General features: G+C 71.3%; 17 protein-coding genes and 1 tRNA gene. 11 read left to right on the top strand and 7 right to left on the bottom strand.

The genetic code is table 11. The annotated features are described in order from the left end of the window. Window positions 1–123 precede the first annotated feature (123 nt). The 3 genes from KI388_RS10900 (at window position 124) to KI388_RS10890 (ending at window position 2,651) form a co-directional block, all read left to right on the top strand. On the top strand, window positions 124–1,131 hold the full coding sequence (locus tag KI388_RS10900; protein ID WP_215086651.1) for an ABC transporter ATP-binding protein: 1,008 nt from the start codon (window positions 124–126) through the stop codon (window positions 1,129–1,131). Beyond that, window positions 1,128–1,970, top strand: coding sequence for an ABC transporter permease subunit (locus tag KI388_RS10895; RefSeq protein ID WP_215086650.1), 843 nt, complete (start codon window positions 1,128–1,130; stop codon window positions 1,968–1,970). Before KI388_RS10900 ends, KI388_RS10895 begins: the two co-directional genes overlap by 4 nt. Before the next feature lie 105 nt (window positions 1,971–2,075). Next, window positions 2,076–2,651: a PadR family transcriptional regulator gene (locus KI388_RS10890; protein WP_215086649.1), complete on the top strand. Its 576-nt coding sequence runs from the start codon at window positions 2,076–2,078 to the stop codon at window positions 2,649–2,651. 49 nt (window positions 2,652–2,700) lie between these two features. Here KI388_RS10890 and KI388_RS10885 read toward each other — a convergent pair whose 3' ends face one another. Then, window positions 2,701–3,504 (bottom strand): SDR family NAD(P)-dependent oxidoreductase, encoded by an 804-nt coding sequence (locus KI388_RS10885; protein ID WP_215086648.1) that lies wholly within the window; start codon window positions 3,502–3,504, stop codon window positions 2,701–2,703. 123 nt (window positions 3,505–3,627) lie between these two features. Between KI388_RS10885 and KI388_RS10880 the strand changes: the two genes are divergently transcribed. The 4 genes from KI388_RS10880 to KI388_RS10865 all read left to right on the top strand — a co-directional run bounded on the left by KI388_RS10880 (window position 3,628) and on the right by KI388_RS10865 (window position 6,797). Beyond that, window positions 3,628–3,849 carry a hypothetical protein gene (locus KI388_RS10880; protein WP_215086647.1) on the top strand — a complete coding sequence of 74 codons (222 nt, stop codon included), beginning with the start codon at window positions 3,628–3,630 and terminating at the stop codon, window positions 3,847–3,849. A 319-nt stretch (window positions 3,850–4,168) separates the two neighbouring features. Then, window positions 4,169–5,197: an ABC transporter substrate-binding protein gene (locus KI388_RS10875; RefSeq protein WP_215086646.1), complete on the top strand. Its 1,029-nt coding sequence runs from the start codon at window positions 4,169–4,171 to the stop codon at window positions 5,195–5,197. Beyond that, complete coding sequence (locus tag KI388_RS10870) at window positions 5,197–6,000, top strand: ABC transporter permease (RefSeq protein ID WP_215086645.1); 804 nt, start codon at window positions 5,197–5,199, stop codon at window positions 5,998–6,000. The genes KI388_RS10875 and KI388_RS10870 overlap by 1 nt, the downstream gene beginning before the upstream one ends. After that, window positions 5,988–6,797 carry an ABC transporter ATP-binding protein gene (locus KI388_RS10865; protein ID WP_215086644.1) on the top strand — a complete coding sequence of 270 codons (810 nt, stop codon included), beginning with the start codon at window positions 5,988–5,990 and terminating at the stop codon, window positions 6,795–6,797. The genes KI388_RS10870 and KI388_RS10865 overlap by 13 nt, the downstream gene beginning before the upstream one ends. Window positions 6,798–6,840: 43 nt before the next feature. On the opposite strand, the gene KI388_RS10860 is transcribed toward KI388_RS10865, so the two are convergent. The 4 genes from KI388_RS10860 to KI388_RS10845 form a co-directional block, all read right to left on the bottom strand. After that, complete coding sequence (locus tag KI388_RS10860; protein ID WP_215086643.1) at window positions 6,841–7,017, bottom strand: hypothetical protein; 177 nt, start codon at window positions 7,015–7,017, stop codon at window positions 6,841–6,843. Between the two features lie 115 nt (window positions 7,018–7,132). After that, window positions 7,133–7,357 (bottom strand): hypothetical protein, encoded by a 225-nt coding sequence (locus KI388_RS10855; protein WP_215086642.1) that lies wholly within the window; start codon window positions 7,355–7,357, stop codon window positions 7,133–7,135. 74 nt (window positions 7,358–7,431) lie between these two features. After that, window positions 7,432–8,070, bottom strand: a complete 639-nt coding sequence (gene deoC, locus KI388_RS10850) for a deoxyribose-phosphate aldolase (RefSeq protein ID WP_215086641.1) — start codon at window positions 8,068–8,070, stop codon at window positions 7,432–7,434. Window positions 8,071–8,274: 204 nt separating this feature from the next. Further along, on the bottom strand, window positions 8,275–8,637 hold the full coding sequence (locus KI388_RS10845) for an Hsp20/alpha crystallin family protein (RefSeq protein ID WP_215088786.1): 363 nt from the start codon (window positions 8,635–8,637) through the stop codon (window positions 8,275–8,277). Between the two features lie 247 nt (window positions 8,638–8,884). On the opposite strand from KI388_RS10845, the gene KI388_RS10840 reads away from it, so the two are divergent. Continuing rightward, window positions 8,885–10,225 (top strand): aminotransferase class III-fold pyridoxal phosphate-dependent enzyme, encoded by a 1,341-nt coding sequence (locus KI388_RS10840; protein ID WP_215086640.1) that lies wholly within the window; start codon window positions 8,885–8,887, stop codon window positions 10,223–10,225. 18 nt (window positions 10,226–10,243) lie between these two features. Here KI388_RS10840 and KI388_RS10835 read toward each other — a convergent pair whose 3' ends face one another. Further along, window positions 10,244–10,897: a non-canonical purine NTP pyrophosphatase gene (locus KI388_RS10835; RefSeq protein WP_215086639.1), complete on the bottom strand. Its 654-nt coding sequence runs from the start codon at window positions 10,895–10,897 to the stop codon at window positions 10,244–10,246. A gap of 172 nt (window positions 10,898–11,069) precedes the next feature. Between KI388_RS10835 and KI388_RS10830 the strand changes: the two genes are divergently transcribed. Further along, window positions 11,070–11,483, top strand: coding sequence for an SHOCT domain-containing protein (locus KI388_RS10830; protein WP_215086638.1), 414 nt, complete (start codon window positions 11,070–11,072; stop codon window positions 11,481–11,483). 15 nt (window positions 11,484–11,498) lie between these two features. Here the strand turns inward: KI388_RS10830 and KI388_RS10825 are convergent, their stop codons facing one another. Beyond that, the gene (locus KI388_RS10825; protein WP_215086637.1) at window positions 11,499–12,602 is read right to left on the bottom strand and encodes a zinc-dependent metalloprotease; all 1,104 of its coding nucleotides are present in this window, start codon (window positions 12,600–12,602) and stop codon (window positions 11,499–11,501) included. Window positions 12,603–12,744: 142 nt separating this feature from the next. On the opposite strand from KI388_RS10825, the gene KI388_RS10820 reads away from it, so the two are divergent. Further along, window positions 12,745–13,821 (top strand): M20/M25/M40 family metallo-hydrolase, encoded by a 1,077-nt coding sequence (locus tag KI388_RS10820; protein ID WP_215086636.1) that lies wholly within the window; start codon window positions 12,745–12,747, stop codon window positions 13,819–13,821. A 96-nt stretch (window positions 13,822–13,917) separates the two neighbouring features. Further along, window positions 13,918–13,992 (top strand) — tRNA-Glu (locus KI388_RS10815). The last annotated feature ends 369 nt before the right edge of the window (window positions 13,993–14,361 follow it).

Below are 14,361 nucleotides of genomic sequence, written 5' to 3'. Positions count from 1 at the left end.
CGCGGATGCCGCGCACCGGAAACGGGACCACGGTCGCGGATGCCGCGCACCGGAAACGGGACTACGGTCGCGGCGCAGCGCCGGCCGCATAGCGTTTTATACGCGCTTTACGTTGCGGGCGATATGCCCGCTGAGACGCGCCCCTCCGATGACCCGACCGCGTCGCCCGACGACAGGCCTGTCGCCGTTCGGACGAGCGGCCTGACGAAGCGATACGGCGACGACGTGACCGCCGTCGACGACCTCGACCTGACGGTGTACGCCGGCGAGATATTTGGCTTCCTCGGCCCGAACGGCGCGGGGAAGTCGACGACGATCGACGTGATAATGGACTACGTCCGGCCGTCGGCCGGGAGCGCGACCGTCCTCGGCCACGACGCGCAGGCCGAGACGCGCGCCGTCCACGAGCGGGTCGGCATCCTCCCGGACGGGTACGGGCTCTACGAGCGGCTCACCGGGCGGGAGAACCTAGCGTACGCGATCGCGTTGAAAGACGCGGACGACGACGTCGACGATCTCCTCGACCGCGTCGGCCTCGAAGCCGCGGCGGCAGACCGCGCCGTCGGCGGCTACTCCAAGGGAATGACCCAGCGGCTGGCGCTCGGGATCGCGCTCGTCGGCGACCCCGCCGTGCTGATCCTCGACGAGCCCTCCTCGGGGCTCGACCCGAACGGGGTCCGGCTCGTCCGCGATATCGCCCGCGAACGCGCCGACCGCGGGAAGACGGTGTTCTTCTCCAGCCACATCCTCAGCCAGGTCGAGGCCGTCTGCGACCGCGTCGCGATCCTCGACCGCGGGCGGCTCGTCGCCGTCGACACCATCGACGGGCTCCGCGACGCGATCGACGCGGGCTCGACGGTGACGCTCACGGTCGACGCCGTCCCGGAGCCGCTGACGCTCGGGGACGTTCCCGGCGTCGACGACGTCGCGGTCGACGACCGGACGATCCGGGTGCGCGTCGGCGAGGCCGCGGCAAAGGTCGATGTCATCGACCGGGTGCGCGAGGACGGAGCCGCGGTCCTCGACGTGGGGATCGCCGAGTCGTCGCTGGAGGACCTCTTCAGCGCCTACACGGGAAGAGCGACGCCGACCGGAGCCGACCCGGAGGCCGCCGTGGAGGCGGAGCGATGACCGCGGGCGGGGTCCGCCTGACTATCGCGCGCAAGGAGTTTGGCGATGCCCTCCGCTCCCGGGTGGTATGGGCGATCGTCGCGGTGGTCGCCGCGATGTCGTCGCTGTCGGCGGCGCTCCCGTTGCTCGTCCCCGAGGCGGACGTGGGGGCTGGCCCCGAGGCGGCCATCGGCGGCGCGTCGCAGTTCGCCGGCCTGCTCGTCCCGATCATGGCGCTGATCGCGGCGTACCTCTCGGTCGCGGGCGAGCGCGAGTCGGGGAGCCTGAAGGTGTTGCTCGGGCTCCCGCCGTCGCGCGGCGAGGTGCTCGCCGGGAAGTTCCTCGGCCGTGGCGCCGCGGTCGCCGGCGGGATCGCCGCGGGTTTCGCGATCTCTGGCGGCGTCACGGCCGTCCTCTACGGCGGACTCCCGGTCGTCGCGTTCCTCGCGACGACGGCGCTGACGGTGCTGCTCGCCGTCTCGTTCCTCGGCATCGCGGTCGGCATCTCGGCTGTCACGGCGACGCGGGCTCGGGCGATGACGCTCGCGATCACGGCGTACCTCGGCTTGACGCTCCTCTGGGACCTCGCCCCGAACGGCGTCCACCTGCTGGTCACCGGCCGGCTCCCCGGTGCCGGAGTGCTTGCCTGGTTCCTGCTCGTGCGGGGGCTCAGCCCGACGGGGGCCTACAACGCGCTCGTCCAGCGGACGCTGCTCGGAGACGCCGGCGTGGCGGCGGCGACCGGCGGCCCGGCGCCGGCGTTTCTCAGCCCCGTCGTGTTCCTCACGGTCATGGTCGCGTGGGCCGCGGTTCCGCTCGCGGTCGGGTACCTCGTTTTCCGGCGCGCCGACCTGAGCTGACGCGGCCAGTCACCGCCCCCGACCGGCAATCGCTCTCAGCGCGGTCGTTTGGCCGTGATCGCCGTGATCGAAACCCTTTCGACCCGACCCCGAAAAACTGAAACGATGCGGAAAAGCGGCCCGCCGAAAGGACTGATCTCGTATCTCGTGTTGGAGCTGCTCGACGAGCGCCCCCGGTACGGGTACGAGCTGCTCGGCGAGATCACGGAAATAAGCGGGGGTCACTGGGAGCCCTCCTACGGCTCCGTCTACCCGATCCTCTACAAGTTCGAGGAGGAGGGGGTCGCGGAGCGCGTCGAGCGCGACGACGAGCCGGACCGCAAGTACTTCGCGCTCACCGACGCGGGCCGCGAGGAACTGGTCGAGAAGCGCCGCGAGATCGGCGGCGAGGCGGAGGAGTTCGGTGACGTCGTCCTCGGTTTCTATCACCTGTACGCCGCCCTCGCCACCGACGACCGGTTCGAGGTCGACGACGGCGAGGGCGACTGGGAGTACTCCGAGCGCTACAGCGCGTGGACCGTCGAGCAGATCATCCGGCACCACGAGCGCGACTTCGGCGAGTTTGAGCGGATCGACGCCTCGCCCGAGGAGTTCTACGAGCGGACGGACGAGGCCGAGCCCCCCGGGACGGAGACCGCTGCCGACGCCGAGGAACCCGCCTCCGGCGCGGCCGACGACTGACGGCCGACGCGGTCCCCGACCCGGCGCCCCCGACGCGCGGCGCCGCGACTCACCGGTGGAGCAGCCGCCACAGGAGTCCGCCGGGGAGTCCCGCCCGGACGAGCCGGTCGTACAGCCGGTCGGGGAGGACCCGCGCGAGCCGCGGCAGCCACCGCGCCCGCCGGCTCACGCGGTAACGGGTCCGCGGCCGGTCGGCGGTCGCCGCGGTCACAACGCGCTCGACGACCGTTTCGAGGTCCGTGGCGGCCGGGGAGTACCCCTCGAACTCGCGGTAGGCGTCGGCGTACGGCCCCTCGCCGTCCGCGCCCGCGACCGCTGCGGCGGCCCGCTCGTTGAAGCCGGTCGGGACCGGCCCGGGCTCGACCAGCGCGACGTCGACCCCGCGGGGTCCGACCTCCCGGCGGAGCGCGTCGACGTAGCCGTCGAGTCCGGCCTTCGCGGCGCTGTACGCGCCGTGGTACGGCAGCGCGACCGAGCCGACCATCGACCCGACGACCACGATCCGGCCGCCGCGCTCGCGCAGCGCCGGGACCGCCGCGGCGACCGTCGCGTGGACCGCGGTCAGGTTCGCGTCCAGCTGTCGCCGGAACGCCTCGACGGAAGTGTCCTCGACCGCCGCGATCTCGTAGCCGCCGACGCAGGAGACGACCGCGTCGAGGGGGCGGTCCGCGAGCAGTTCCCGGACGGCCGCCTCGTCGCGGAGGTCGACGACCGCGGTCTCGACCGCGTCGGGCAGGTCGGCCAGCCCGTCCGCGTCGCGGTCGGCGCCGAGGACGTCGTGGCCGGCGGCCGCGAGCGAGCGCGCGACCCCGCCGCCGATCCCGCCCGCAGCCCCCGTCACGAGAACGTACATGGCCGAAGGTTCGCGACGGGGTCAATAGACGGTGGCGGTTCGGCGCGTCGGCCGGCCGGCGCGCTCCCGGCGACCGGCGACGCGCCCGAAGGCATATATCCGACACGGGCGATCGTCCGGACAATGTCCACCGACGAGCCGTCCGTCCCGATCGTGTGCGACGAGTGCGAGACGGAGACTCGCGTCCCCCTCGACGACCTCGCGGACGCGCTCGACAAACACAACGCCCAGAAACACGACGGCGAGGCCGTCGCGGAGGTCGACCCGGCGATCAAAGAGCGCCTCGCGGACCTCGTCGCCGAGGACCTCGGGCTGTTCGACGAGGAGGCGACCGAGCGGCCGTGACCGCGCGGCCGTGACCGGCTTCCGGGTGGCTGAGACGCCGGAGAGCCGGCCTGCTTGCGCGCCGGTGGGTACGCAGGCCGGCCGGTGAGCGGGCAGAGGACAGGCCGACGGGCGGGTAGAGGACAGGCCGGCGAGCGAGCGCCTCCGCACGGACGCCAGCAATAATTGCGCCATTCGGTGACGCTGTCTATCTCTTCATGCCGTTTCAGCACCGACTTCAGGCGTTCGGACGGCGTTTTCTCTGGTTACCGCCGTCATCGGTACCTGCGCTCGTTGCTGGTGGCGCGGGGGTGTTGCTCGCGGAGCCGCTTCTATTTGTATGTACGAATCATCGCGAACCGCGTCGCGGCGGTCATTCCTCGCGGCCGCGGGAGGAACCGCGACGGTCGGACTCGCCGGCTGTATCGGCGGCGGCGACGGCGGCGGACTCGACGAACTGACGGTCGCGCACATGCCGATCTACCCCGACCTCCAGTGGTACGTGATGGAGGGAGAGGGGTACTTCTCCGAGATAGACGCCGAGATCAGCGGGCAGGAGTTCGGCAACGGGCCGGCGATCGTTCAGGCGCTCAGCGGCGGCGACATCGACGTCGCGATGTTCGGTATCGTCCCCGCGATGATCGCGATCGACCGCGGCATCTCGGCGCGGGTGACCGCCGCGAACATCCGGGAGCCGATGGGGATCATGGCCGAGGAATCCTTCCACGAGACGTTCGAGCAGGAGGGCGCGGACGCGTTCGCAACGTGGGAGGCAGAGCAGGGAGAGCCGTTCACCTTCGGCACGTTCCCGCAGGGGAGCGTCCCGGACGTGCTGCTCCGCTACTGGCTCCGCGACGTCGGCGTCGACGTCGAGGCGAACGACAGCGTGGAGATAATCGAGATCAACGGCGCCGACGCGGTGTATCAGGCGATCGCCAACGGCGAGATAGACGGCACCTCGATCATGGAGCCGGTGCCGACCATCGCGCAGGCGGAGGACTCGTCCGTGACGATACTCCGGACCGCGGCCGAGGTCCTCCCCGGCCAGCCCGCCGCGGTCACCCTGATGAGCGACGCGGTGCGTGACTCGCCGCTCGCGGCGCAGTTCCTCGAACAGCACGTCCGCGCGACCGAGTTCATCGAGGAGAGCCCGGACGCGACGGCCGAACACGTCAACGAGGGGATCGGGATGCCCGTCGAGCGCGCGCGGAACGCGCTCGACTCGCCGCTGTCGAACTTCATCACCGACCCCAACGAGATCACGGACGCGACGCAGGTGTTCTCCGAGTTCGCGGCCGGGAACGATCAGATCGACGAGCAGCTGTCGAACGACGCGATATTCGACCTCGAGGTGTACGACTCGCTCTGATGGCGACCGAAACCGGATCGCCCGTCGGCAGCGAGGAGGGGTTCGCGAGCGTCGGACTCGGCGACGGCCGGCGGCTGCTCCGCGGGGCGGTCGGCGTCGCGGGGTTCCTCCTCGTCTGGCACGGCGTCTCGCTCACGCAGGACCCGTTCGTCCTCCCCTCGCCGGTCGCGGTCGCCGGGGCGTTCGCGAGCGAACTCGCCTCGGGCGACATGACGGCGGCGCTGCTCCAGAGCGTCGGCCACTGGATCCCCGGCACGATCGCCGGGACGGGCCTCGGCGTCGCCGCCGGCGTCGCGTTCGGCTGGAGCCGGCTGCTGGACGACCTGACGGCGCCGCTCGTCCGGACGCTGCGCCCGGTCCCGCCGCTCGCGCTCATCGGCTTCGCCATCGCGTGGTTCGGGATCAACGACTGGGGCGCGGCATTCATCATCGCGGTCGGCGCGTTCTGGATCAACTTCTACGCGGCGTACGGCGCCGTGGAGGGCGTGAGCGAGGACCTCCTCGACGTGGGGCGGACGCTCGGGGTCCGCGGCGACCTCGACGCGGTCCGGTCGATCGTCCTGCCGGCGTCGATGCCGGGCATCATGACCGGGATCCGGACCGGACTGGGGCGGTGCTGGATGCTCGTCGTCGCCTCGGAGATATTCGGCGTCCCCGGGGTCGGCCGCGAGATCATCCGCGCCAGCAACAACCTGCGCGTCGACCGGGCGATCGCGTACATCCTCGTGTTGAGCCTGATGTTCCTGCTCGTCGACGTGGCGTTCCGCGCGGTCGAACGGAGGGTTCTGGCGTGGCGGGCGTGAACGGCGACGATCCGGTCGGATCCGACGGCGCCTCCCTCTCCGCCGCGGCGGCGAGCGTCGCGCTCGACGGGGTCGGGAAGACGTATCCCGGCGACGGCGCCTCGGTGCGCGCGCTCGACGACGTGTCGTTCTCGGTCGCTGACGGGGAGTTCGTCTGCCTCGTCGGGCCGTCGGGCTGCGGGAAGACGACGCTGTTCCGGATCGTCGCCGGGCTGACAGGGGCGACGGACGGGCGCGTCCTCCTCGACGGGACGGAGGTCACGGGCCCGACGACGGACATGGGCGTGGTGTTTCAAGAGTACCACCTGTTCCCGTGGCTCACCGTCGCGGAGAACGTCGGGTTCGGACTCGAACGGAGCGACCGCTCGCCGGACGAGCGCGAGGCGCGGGTCGAGGAGATGCTCGACCTCGTCGGGCTGACGGAGTTCCGCGACGCCTACCCGAAATCGCTGTCGGGCGGGATGAAACAGCGCGTCGCCATCGCCCGGTCGCTCGCGGTCGACCCGGACCTCCTCCTGATGGACGAGCCGTTCGGCGCGGTCGACGCGCAGACGCGCGAGATGCTCCAGCGGGAGCTACTCGACGTGTGGGCGTCGACGGGGAAGACCGTCCTCTTCGTCACGCACGACGTGGCGGAGGCGGTGACGCTCGCGGACCGGGTCGTCGTGATGGCGGCCGACCCCGGCCGCGTCCGCGAGGTCGTCGACGTCGACGTCGAGCGCCCGCGCCGGCGCGGCGACGCCGCCTTCGCGGAGTACGTCGGTCGCGTCCGAGAGCTGATCGGAGCCGGGCCGTAGCGGATCCGGCGGCGCACTCCCGCGGCCGCTCCGGATCCTCCGGCTACGACTCTCCGTCGTCTCCGTTCTCCTCGACGCTCGCGGACAGCTCGTCGACGTGCGTGCGTAGGGTCGCCAGCGTCGCGTCCGCGTCGGCGTACCCCTCGTCGTAGTCGTCGAGCGCGGCCGCGGCTCTATCGAGGAAGCGTTCCACCGCCGCGTCGGTCGCCTCGTCGGGCATGCGAGACCGTCGGCCCGCGAGCGGTTTATGTCTCCCGGCGCCGGGCGCGGGGCGACGGGCACGAGGGGTCGAGTTCGCGAGCGGCGTCCCCGCCGCGGCGCGCGCGCGGGCCTCGTCAGCGCCGGCGAAGGGCGTACGTCGTGTAGCCCACCGCGGCGACGAGCGCGGCGGAGAGGAAGGTGCCGAAGACGGCCGGCGACGCGGTGACGTACTCGCCGAACGGGTCGGTCAGCGCGAACACGCCGACGATGAGCGCGACGGAGATAGCGATCCCGACCGCGCCGAACGCCTTGAACGCCGCGTCCAGATCGAAGCCTTCCGATCCCGGTTGGTGGCTCATACCCCTCCGTACGCGCTCCGAACATAAATCCGCCCAGCGGGATTCTCAGCCACGGAGAACGGCGGGCCGGCCCGTCACTCCGGGTAGCCCTCGATGATTTCGACCCCGGAGGAGGCGCCGATCCGGACCGCGCCCGCGTCGAGCATCTCCGTCGCCTCCTCGTAGGAGCCGACGCCGCCGGAGGCCTTCACCGGGAGGTACTCGCTCATCAGTTCGACGTCCGGGACGGTCGCGCCGCCGTCCGCGAACCCGGTCGAGGTCTTCACCATGTCGGCGTCGGCGGCGACGGCGGCCTCGCAGGCGCGGCGCTTCTCGCCGTCGTCGAGGAGGGCGGTCTCGATGATCACCTTCACGGGCACCGGCACGGCCGCGACGACGTCGGAGAGCTCGTCGGCCACCGCGCTGTCGTCGCCCGCCTTCAGCCGGCCGACGTTGATCACGACATCGACCTCGTCGGCGCCCGCCTCCCACGCCGCGACCGCCTCGTCGCGCTTGACCTCGGGCGCGTGCTGGCCGTGGGGGAACCCGACCACGGTGGCGATCGCCTCGGGGTCGCGCTCGTACTCGATCGCTTCGTCGACGTAACACGGGGGGATACAGGCGTTCATCCCGTGGGCGGCGGCCTCGTCGAGAACGGTCCGCACGTCGGCCGGAGTCGTCTCGGGACCGAGGACGGTGTGGTCGATGCTGGCGGCGAACTCCTCGCGGTTCATGCGTCTCCCGTGGCGACGGGAGCTAAAAGGCGTGCTGGGTCGGGGCGCTCCGCCCTGCGACGATCCGAGCGGTCGGAAAGCGGGAGGGGGAGCGGGAACGGGATCGGAAAACGAAGGGCGGAACGCGGAAGGGGGCGACCGACACCGCGCCGGTCGCTCGGAGTCGGGGGCCGGAGACCGAAGGGGTCGCGACCGAGGGCGCGGTCAGCCCTCGATTTCGATCTCCGTGCCGGAGACGGCGCCCTCGACGGTCACGGGGAGCCGAACCGTCAGGATGCCGTTCCGGTACTCGGCCTCGATGCCGTCCTCGTCGATCGCCTTCGGGAAGCGGAACCGCCGGTGGTACGTCCGACGGGTCCCGCGGCGCTCGTCCTCGTGTTCGCCGGCGACGTTGAGCACGCCGTCGTTCCACGAGGCGGTGATCTCCGCGGGGTCGAACCCGGGGAGTTCGACCGAGAGGACGAACTCGCCGTCCTCCTCGTACAGTTCGTAGTCGTTGCTACCGGATTCGAACAGTCGGCTCGGGAAGTCGAGTCCTTGCGTCCACGCGTTCGCCGGTTCGAGCATGGGCATTGTTGACCACCTCGAACTCAGTCGAGAGTATGGTTGCGATTCTATAAAAATCTCACGAGTTATGGCACTTTGTCACAGTTTGAACCTCCTTCCGTACCGAAACCGAACGCTCGTTTCGAGGCGTCGCGGCGGCGGGTCCGGTCTCCGGCGCGGGCGACGATCGATCGCGGAACGGTTGGAGAATTCTCCAAAGGTTTCGCGATCGCCCCGGATTTATTTCACCCGCGTGCCACCGCGACCCATGGATCGCGACACCGCAACGCCCGCCGTCACGGACCTCCCGGGCGAGCGCGCTCGCGAGTGGGTCGAGTACCACCACGAGTCGGCCGCGCCGAGCACCTACGTCTACGAGTTCGTCTGGGACCGCACCGCCCCCGCCGAGGGGCCGTTCTGTACCGACGTCGACGGCAACGTCCTCTTAGACTTCACCAGCCACGTCGCCGCCGCGCCGCTCGGGTACAACAACCCGCTCATCATGGACCGCCTCGCGGAGTTCGACCTCGTCGACCCGCTGAAGATCGCCGGGCAGGACTTCTACGCCGCGGGCGGCCTCGGGCCGGGCGACGGGGTCCCCGGCGCCTCGGGGCTGATGGACCGCCTGACCGACCTGACGAGCCACTACGACATGGACACCGTCTTCCTCTCGAACTCCGGCGCGGAGGCGGTCGAGAACGCCATCAAGATCGCCTACGACGCCTCGGACGGCGCGAAGTACGCGATCACCTTCGACGGGGCGTTCCACGGCCGGACGCTGGGCGCGCTCTCGCTCAACCGCTCGAAGTCCGTCTACCGCCGCGACTTCCCGGAGGTCAGCGGGGTGATGGACGTCCCGTTCTGCGAGGACCGGACCTGCTCGCCGGAGACCTGTTCGTGCGGCTTCTTCGCTGACGGGGTCTCTCGGCTCCGGAAGAAGCTCGACCCGAAGCGGGGGAACGTCCACCCCGACGACGTGGCGTACCTGATCATGGAGCCGATCCAGGGTGAGGGCGGCTACCGGTTCCCCTCGGAGGCGTTCACCGACGAGATAGCAGCGGTCACCGAGGAACACGACATCACGCTGATCGCGGACGAGATCCAGTCGGGGGTCGGCCGCACCGGCGAGATGTGGGGCTCGGACCACTACGCGTACGACCCGGACGTGATATCCAGCGCGAAGGGGCTCCGCGTGGGGGCAACCGTCTCGCGGAGCGACGTGTTCCCCGAGGAGGCCGGCCGCATCTCCTCGACGTGGGGCGCCGGCGACCTGATCGCCTCCGCGCAGGGCGCGCTCACGCTCGACGCCATCGAGGAGGCGGACCTCATGGACAACGCGGTCGAGCGCGGTCGGCAGTTCAAGGAGACGATGCGCGACGCCGGCCTCGACCCCGTGGACGATATCCGCGGGAAGGGGCTGCTGCTCGCGGTCGAGTTTGACGCGAAGGAGCGCCGGGACGCCGTCGTCGAGCACGCGTTCGAGCGCGGCCTCCTGACGCTCGCGTGCGGCCACGAGGTCCTCCGGATCCTCCCGCCGCTCGACGTCACCGAACGCGAGGTCGACCTCGGCTGCGACCTCCTCACGGCGGCGATCGAGGACGCCGCGTAGGCTCGCTGTCGTCGATCGCTACCTGTCCGCGTACCACTCCGCGAACTTCTCTAAGGCCCGCCCGCGGTGCGACACCGCGTTCTTCCGGTCGGTGTCCATCTCCGCGAACGTCTCGCCGTCGTGTTCGAAGATCGGGTCGTAGCCGAACCCGCCGTCGCCCCGCGGCGCGACGATCCGCCCCGGAACGAACCCCTCGAACAGCTTGACCGGGAGCGGGTCGGCGTCGGCGCTCCCGCCGTCGCTCCCGTCTCCCGCTTCCCCGTCCGGTCCCGCCGCCGCGGCCGCGTCGCGGTCGCCGCGGTCGACCGGGTCGGGAGTCGCGGCGAACCCCTCCCCGTCGCAGTAGCCGAGGACGCACCGGAAGGCGGCCCGGCGGTCGTCGAGTTCGGCCGCGATCTCGTGGACGTGCTCGACCCCGAGGGTGTCCTCGACGTACGAGGAGTACGGGCCGGGGAAACCGTCGAGCCCCTCGACGAACAGCCCCGCGTCGTCGACGAGGACCGGCGCGTCGGCGTGGCGGTACGCCTCGCGGGCCCCCCGCGCCGCGATCGGGCCGAGTTCGTCGGCCTGAATCTCCGTGTAGTCGAAGTCGAGCCGCTCCACCGAGCCGTCCGGGAGGTACCGCTCCGCCTCGCGCACCTTCCCCGGGTTCGTCGTCACGTACCTGAGCACGGATCGCCGTGGGCGCGCCCGCGAGGAATAGCCGTCGGTCGCGGGCGGGCGGCGCGTCGTCGGCGCGTCGTCGACCCCGGGCCGGTCGGACTCGACGCCGGGCGTACGCGACGACCGACCGACGTGCCAACTCAACAGCACGTTTTTGTCGGCGCGACGAAACCCGTCGGGTATGGCCCTCCCAACGTTCGAGAAGAAGCGCCTCATCGGACTCATCGCGGTCCTGTCGTTCGGCCTCACCTCGCTGTCCGCCGTCCTCCTCCCGGCCCCGCTGGTGACGCTTGGACCGGCCCTGTTCATCACCGGCTTCTTCATCCTCATCCCGCTGGTGTTGGTGCTGGGCGAGGACTTCCCGCTCGTCGCGCCCGCGGAGGAGAGGGAGACCGTCGGATCGACGGACGCGGCGTCGGCGGACCGCCCGATCGCGGCGCTGCGCGACCGCTACGCGACCGGCGAGATAGACGAGGCCGAGTTCGAGCGGCGGCTCGACCGCCTGCTGGCGACCGAGGACCTCGACGAGCGGTCCGACCGGGCCGAGGCCGACCGCGGCGGGGAGCGCCGCGAGCGCGACCTCGAACTGGAGTGAGTCGACCGCGGCGCCTCAGGGGTCGACGCGGACGAGCCACGCCTCGGGGTCGTCGATCTCCTCCGCGGTCGGCAGGTTCTCGGCGCGCTCCCAGACGGCGCCGGCGGCCTCGATGCCGCGCTCGTCCGCGACGTGCCGGAAGAAGGCGGCCCCGCGCTCGTACTGCCGGCGCTTGAGGCCGAGTCCGAGGAGCCGCTGCGCGAGCCGTCGGACCGGGCCGCCGCCGCCCCGGCGCTCGTCCAGCTTCCGCCGGAGGTCGGCGTACTCGCCGTCGAACGCGCGGTCCATCAGCACCTCGGCGTACCCCTCGACCGCCGTCATCGCGGCCTGAAGCTCCGCGAACGCGTCGGGGTCGAGCCCGCTGGCCGCGCCCCCGGCGCCCCCGACCATTCCCTCGACGCCGCGCTCGACGCGCGATTCGAGGTACTCCGGGAGCCACGGCGCCGCGCCGAACTCGGCGGCGTGGGTCACCTCGTGGAACGCGATCCACCGACGGAACCGCGGGTAGTCGACGTCGAGCGAGGCGGCGACCGCGACGATGTTCGGGTGGACGAAGTAGAGCCCGTGGTCGGCGTCCGGCTCGTCGGCAAGGAGGAGCGGGTCGTACTGGCCGAGGACGTTCCGCGCGAGGAAGCCCAGCGCGAACGCCATCGACCCCGTGTTGGCGACCCGCGAGAGGTCCTGCACGAGCGCGGTCCCGGGCGCCGACCCGACCGGCCCGACCGAGTCGTCCGGCAGCACGTCTATCGAGTCCGTCCCGGCGCGGCCGCCGGCGGCGCCGTTGCCCCCGGAGTCGCCGCCCACCTCCCCGGTCTCGCCGGCCGCGGCCGCCTCGATCGGGTCCATCACGCGCCGGAACGTGCCGACGCTCGCGTCGATCCAGTGGTGGCGGTTCTGCACCTCGATAGCGTCCGGCACGTCGAAGTCGATCCCGGCGACCGCCGCGAGCCGCGAGCGGGCGTCGCGGACGTCGGCGGCGTAGCCCGCGCGCTCCGCGTCGGTGAGCGCGACCGACCCGGGCTCGGTGGCGCTCTTCGCGGCCGCCGCGGCCCGGTCCCAGTCGACGACGCCCGGTCCCTCGGCCTCGACGACGGCCCGGGCGCTTCGGAGGATGTCCATACGGATAGGATGGGCGGACGCCTCAAAGCGCTTGTGTCGCCCGGGTCGTTCGCGCCGCCGCGGAGGCCCGCGGCCGCCCGCCCTGCGGGGGTCCGCGCACCCGCTTCGATGTCTTCTTGCCGGACGCGACACAGTCACCGACATGGAAGAGACGCGCAGAGCGTTCCTCGACGACCTCCTCGCGACCCCGAGTCCCTCGGGGTTCGAGACGGCCGCACAGCGGGTCTGGACCGACTACGTCCGCGAGTTCGCGGACAGCGTCGACACCGACGCGTACGGCAACGCCGTCGCGGTCCACGAGGGCGACCCCGACGCGCCGACGGTCGCCGTCACCGGCCACGCCGACGAGATCGGGTTCATCGTCCGCGACGTGCTCGACGACGGCTTCCTCCGGATCGCGCGGATCGGCGGCTCCGACCGCACCGTCTCGAAGGGCCAGCACGTCACGGTCCACGCCGAGGAGCCGGCCCAGGGGGTCATCGGGCAGACCGCGATCCACCTGCGGGACGGAGGCGACGAGGAGTACGAGGACGTCGCCGGCCAGTTCGTCGACATCGGCGCCGAGGACGCCGAGGAGGCGCGCGAGCACGTCGAAGTCGGGGACCCAGTCACCTTCTCGACCGGCGTCCGCGACCTCGCCGGCGACCGGATCGCCGCCCGCGGGGTCGACAACCGGGCCGGCGCGTGGGCGGCCGCGGAGGGGCTCCGGCGCGCCGCAGAGGGCGGCGTCGACGCCACCGTCTACGCGGTCTCGACCGTTCAGGAAGAGGTCGGGCTTCAGGGCGCGCGGATGGTGGGCGTCGACCTCGACGACGTCGACGCGTTCGTCGCGGTCGACGTCACGCACGCCACCGACAATCCGGACGTCGACCGCGAGCGCCGCGGCCCGGTCGAACTCGGCGCCGGCCCCGTGATCGGGCGCGGCAGCGCAAACCACCCGGTCCTCGTCGACCTCGCGCGCGACGCGGCCGAAGGCGCCGACGTCGACGTCCAGCTTCAGGCGGCCGGCACCCGGACGGGGACCGACGCGGACGCGTTCTACACGACGCGGGGCGGGACCCCCGCGCTCAACGTCTCGATCCCGAACCGGTACATGCACACGCCGGTCGAGGTGATCGACACCGGCGACCTCGACGCGGTCGCGGACCTCCTCGCCGCGATAGGTGCGGCGGCGGGCGAGACCGAGGCGGAGTCGGACCCGTTCGACGTCGACGTCTGAGCGCGGCTCGCCACGACAAACCGGGGCACGGCGGCGTCGAAACGGAACTGTTTTACAATCTCCTTTCGTACCGGATATTGCGCAGAGCGGACGCGTGCTCTGGTGGTGTAGTCCGGCCAATCATATCACCCTCTCACGGTGATGACCTGGGTTCAAATCCCAGCCGGAGCATTTCTTCGAACGAAGTGAGAGAAATCGATGCGAGCCGATTGAACCCTATCAGTCGCGCGCAGCGAAGCGAGCACGTCTGATTCCGGTTCAAATCCCAGCCGGAGCATTTCTTCGAACGAAGTGAGAGAAATCGATGCGAGCCGATTGAACCCTATCAGTCGCGCGCAGCGAAGCGAGCACGTCTGATTCCGGTTCAAATCCCAGCCGGAGCATTTCTCGAAGCGAGCGAAACCCACTGACGGAGTCAGGTCTCCGCTCGAGACCTCTGTGATGTCGCTTTCTAACGGTCGAACGGTGCCGCGTGACCCCCGTCGGGACGACTCGCTGGCTCCCCACACTTATGCGGGGGCCGTCCGTCGGCGGTGACAC

Source organism: Halorubrum sp. 2020YC2, from assembly GCF_018623055.1.
Lineage (GTDB): Archaea > Halobacteriota > Halobacteria > Halobacteriales > Haloferacaceae > Halorubrum.
Note: the sequence above shows the minus strand (reverse complement) of the source record. Positions and strands in the feature narration are given on the sequence as shown.

Bases quoted from the DNA above. Each gene is read 5' to 3' on its own strand.
- KI388_RS10885 (WP_215086648.1), bottom strand. From the start codon at position 3,504: ATGTACGTTCTCGTGACGGGGGCTGCGGGCGGGATCGGCGGCGGGGTC.
- KI388_RS10900 (WP_215086651.1), top strand. From the start codon at position 124: ATGCCCGCTGAGACGCGCCCCTCCGATGACCCGACCGCGTCGCCCGAC.
- KI388_RS10830 (WP_215086638.1), top strand. From the start codon at position 11,070: ATGGCCCTCCCAACGTTCGAGAAGAAGCGCCTCATCGGACTCATCGCG.
- KI388_RS10840 (WP_215086640.1), top strand. From the start codon at position 8,885: ATGGATCGCGACACCGCAACGCCCGCCGTCACGGACCTCCCGGGCGAG.
- KI388_RS10870 (WP_215086645.1), top strand. From the start codon at position 5,197: ATGGCGACCGAAACCGGATCGCCCGTCGGCAGCGAGGAGGGGTTCGCG.
- KI388_RS10895 (WP_215086650.1), top strand. From the start codon at position 1,128: ATGACCGCGGGCGGGGTCCGCCTGACTATCGCGCGCAAGGAGTTTGGC.
- KI388_RS10890 (WP_215086649.1), top strand. From the start codon at position 2,076: ATGCGGAAAAGCGGCCCGCCGAAAGGACTGATCTCGTATCTCGTGTTG.
- deoC (WP_215086641.1), bottom strand. From the start codon at position 8,070: ATGAACCGCGAGGAGTTCGCCGCCAGCATCGACCACACCGTCCTCGGT.
- KI388_RS10845 (WP_215088786.1), bottom strand. From the start codon at position 8,637: ATGCTCGAACCGGCGAACGCGTGGACGCAAGGACTCGACTTCCCGAGC.
- KI388_RS10875 (WP_215086646.1), top strand. From the start codon at position 4,169: ATGTACGAATCATCGCGAACCGCGTCGCGGCGGTCATTCCTCGCGGCC.
- KI388_RS10855 (WP_215086642.1), bottom strand. From the start codon at position 7,357: ATGAGCCACCAACCGGGATCGGAAGGCTTCGATCTGGACGCGGCGTTC.
- KI388_RS10880 (WP_215086647.1), top strand. From the start codon at position 3,628: ATGTCCACCGACGAGCCGTCCGTCCCGATCGTGTGCGACGAGTGCGAG.
- KI388_RS10820 (WP_215086636.1), top strand. From the start codon at position 12,745: ATGGAAGAGACGCGCAGAGCGTTCCTCGACGACCTCCTCGCGACCCCG.
- KI388_RS10860 (WP_215086643.1), bottom strand. From the start codon at position 7,017: ATGCCCGACGAGGCGACCGACGCGGCGGTGGAACGCTTCCTCGATAGA.
- KI388_RS10825 (WP_215086637.1), bottom strand. From the start codon at position 12,602: ATGGACATCCTCCGAAGCGCCCGGGCCGTCGTCGAGGCCGAGGGACCG.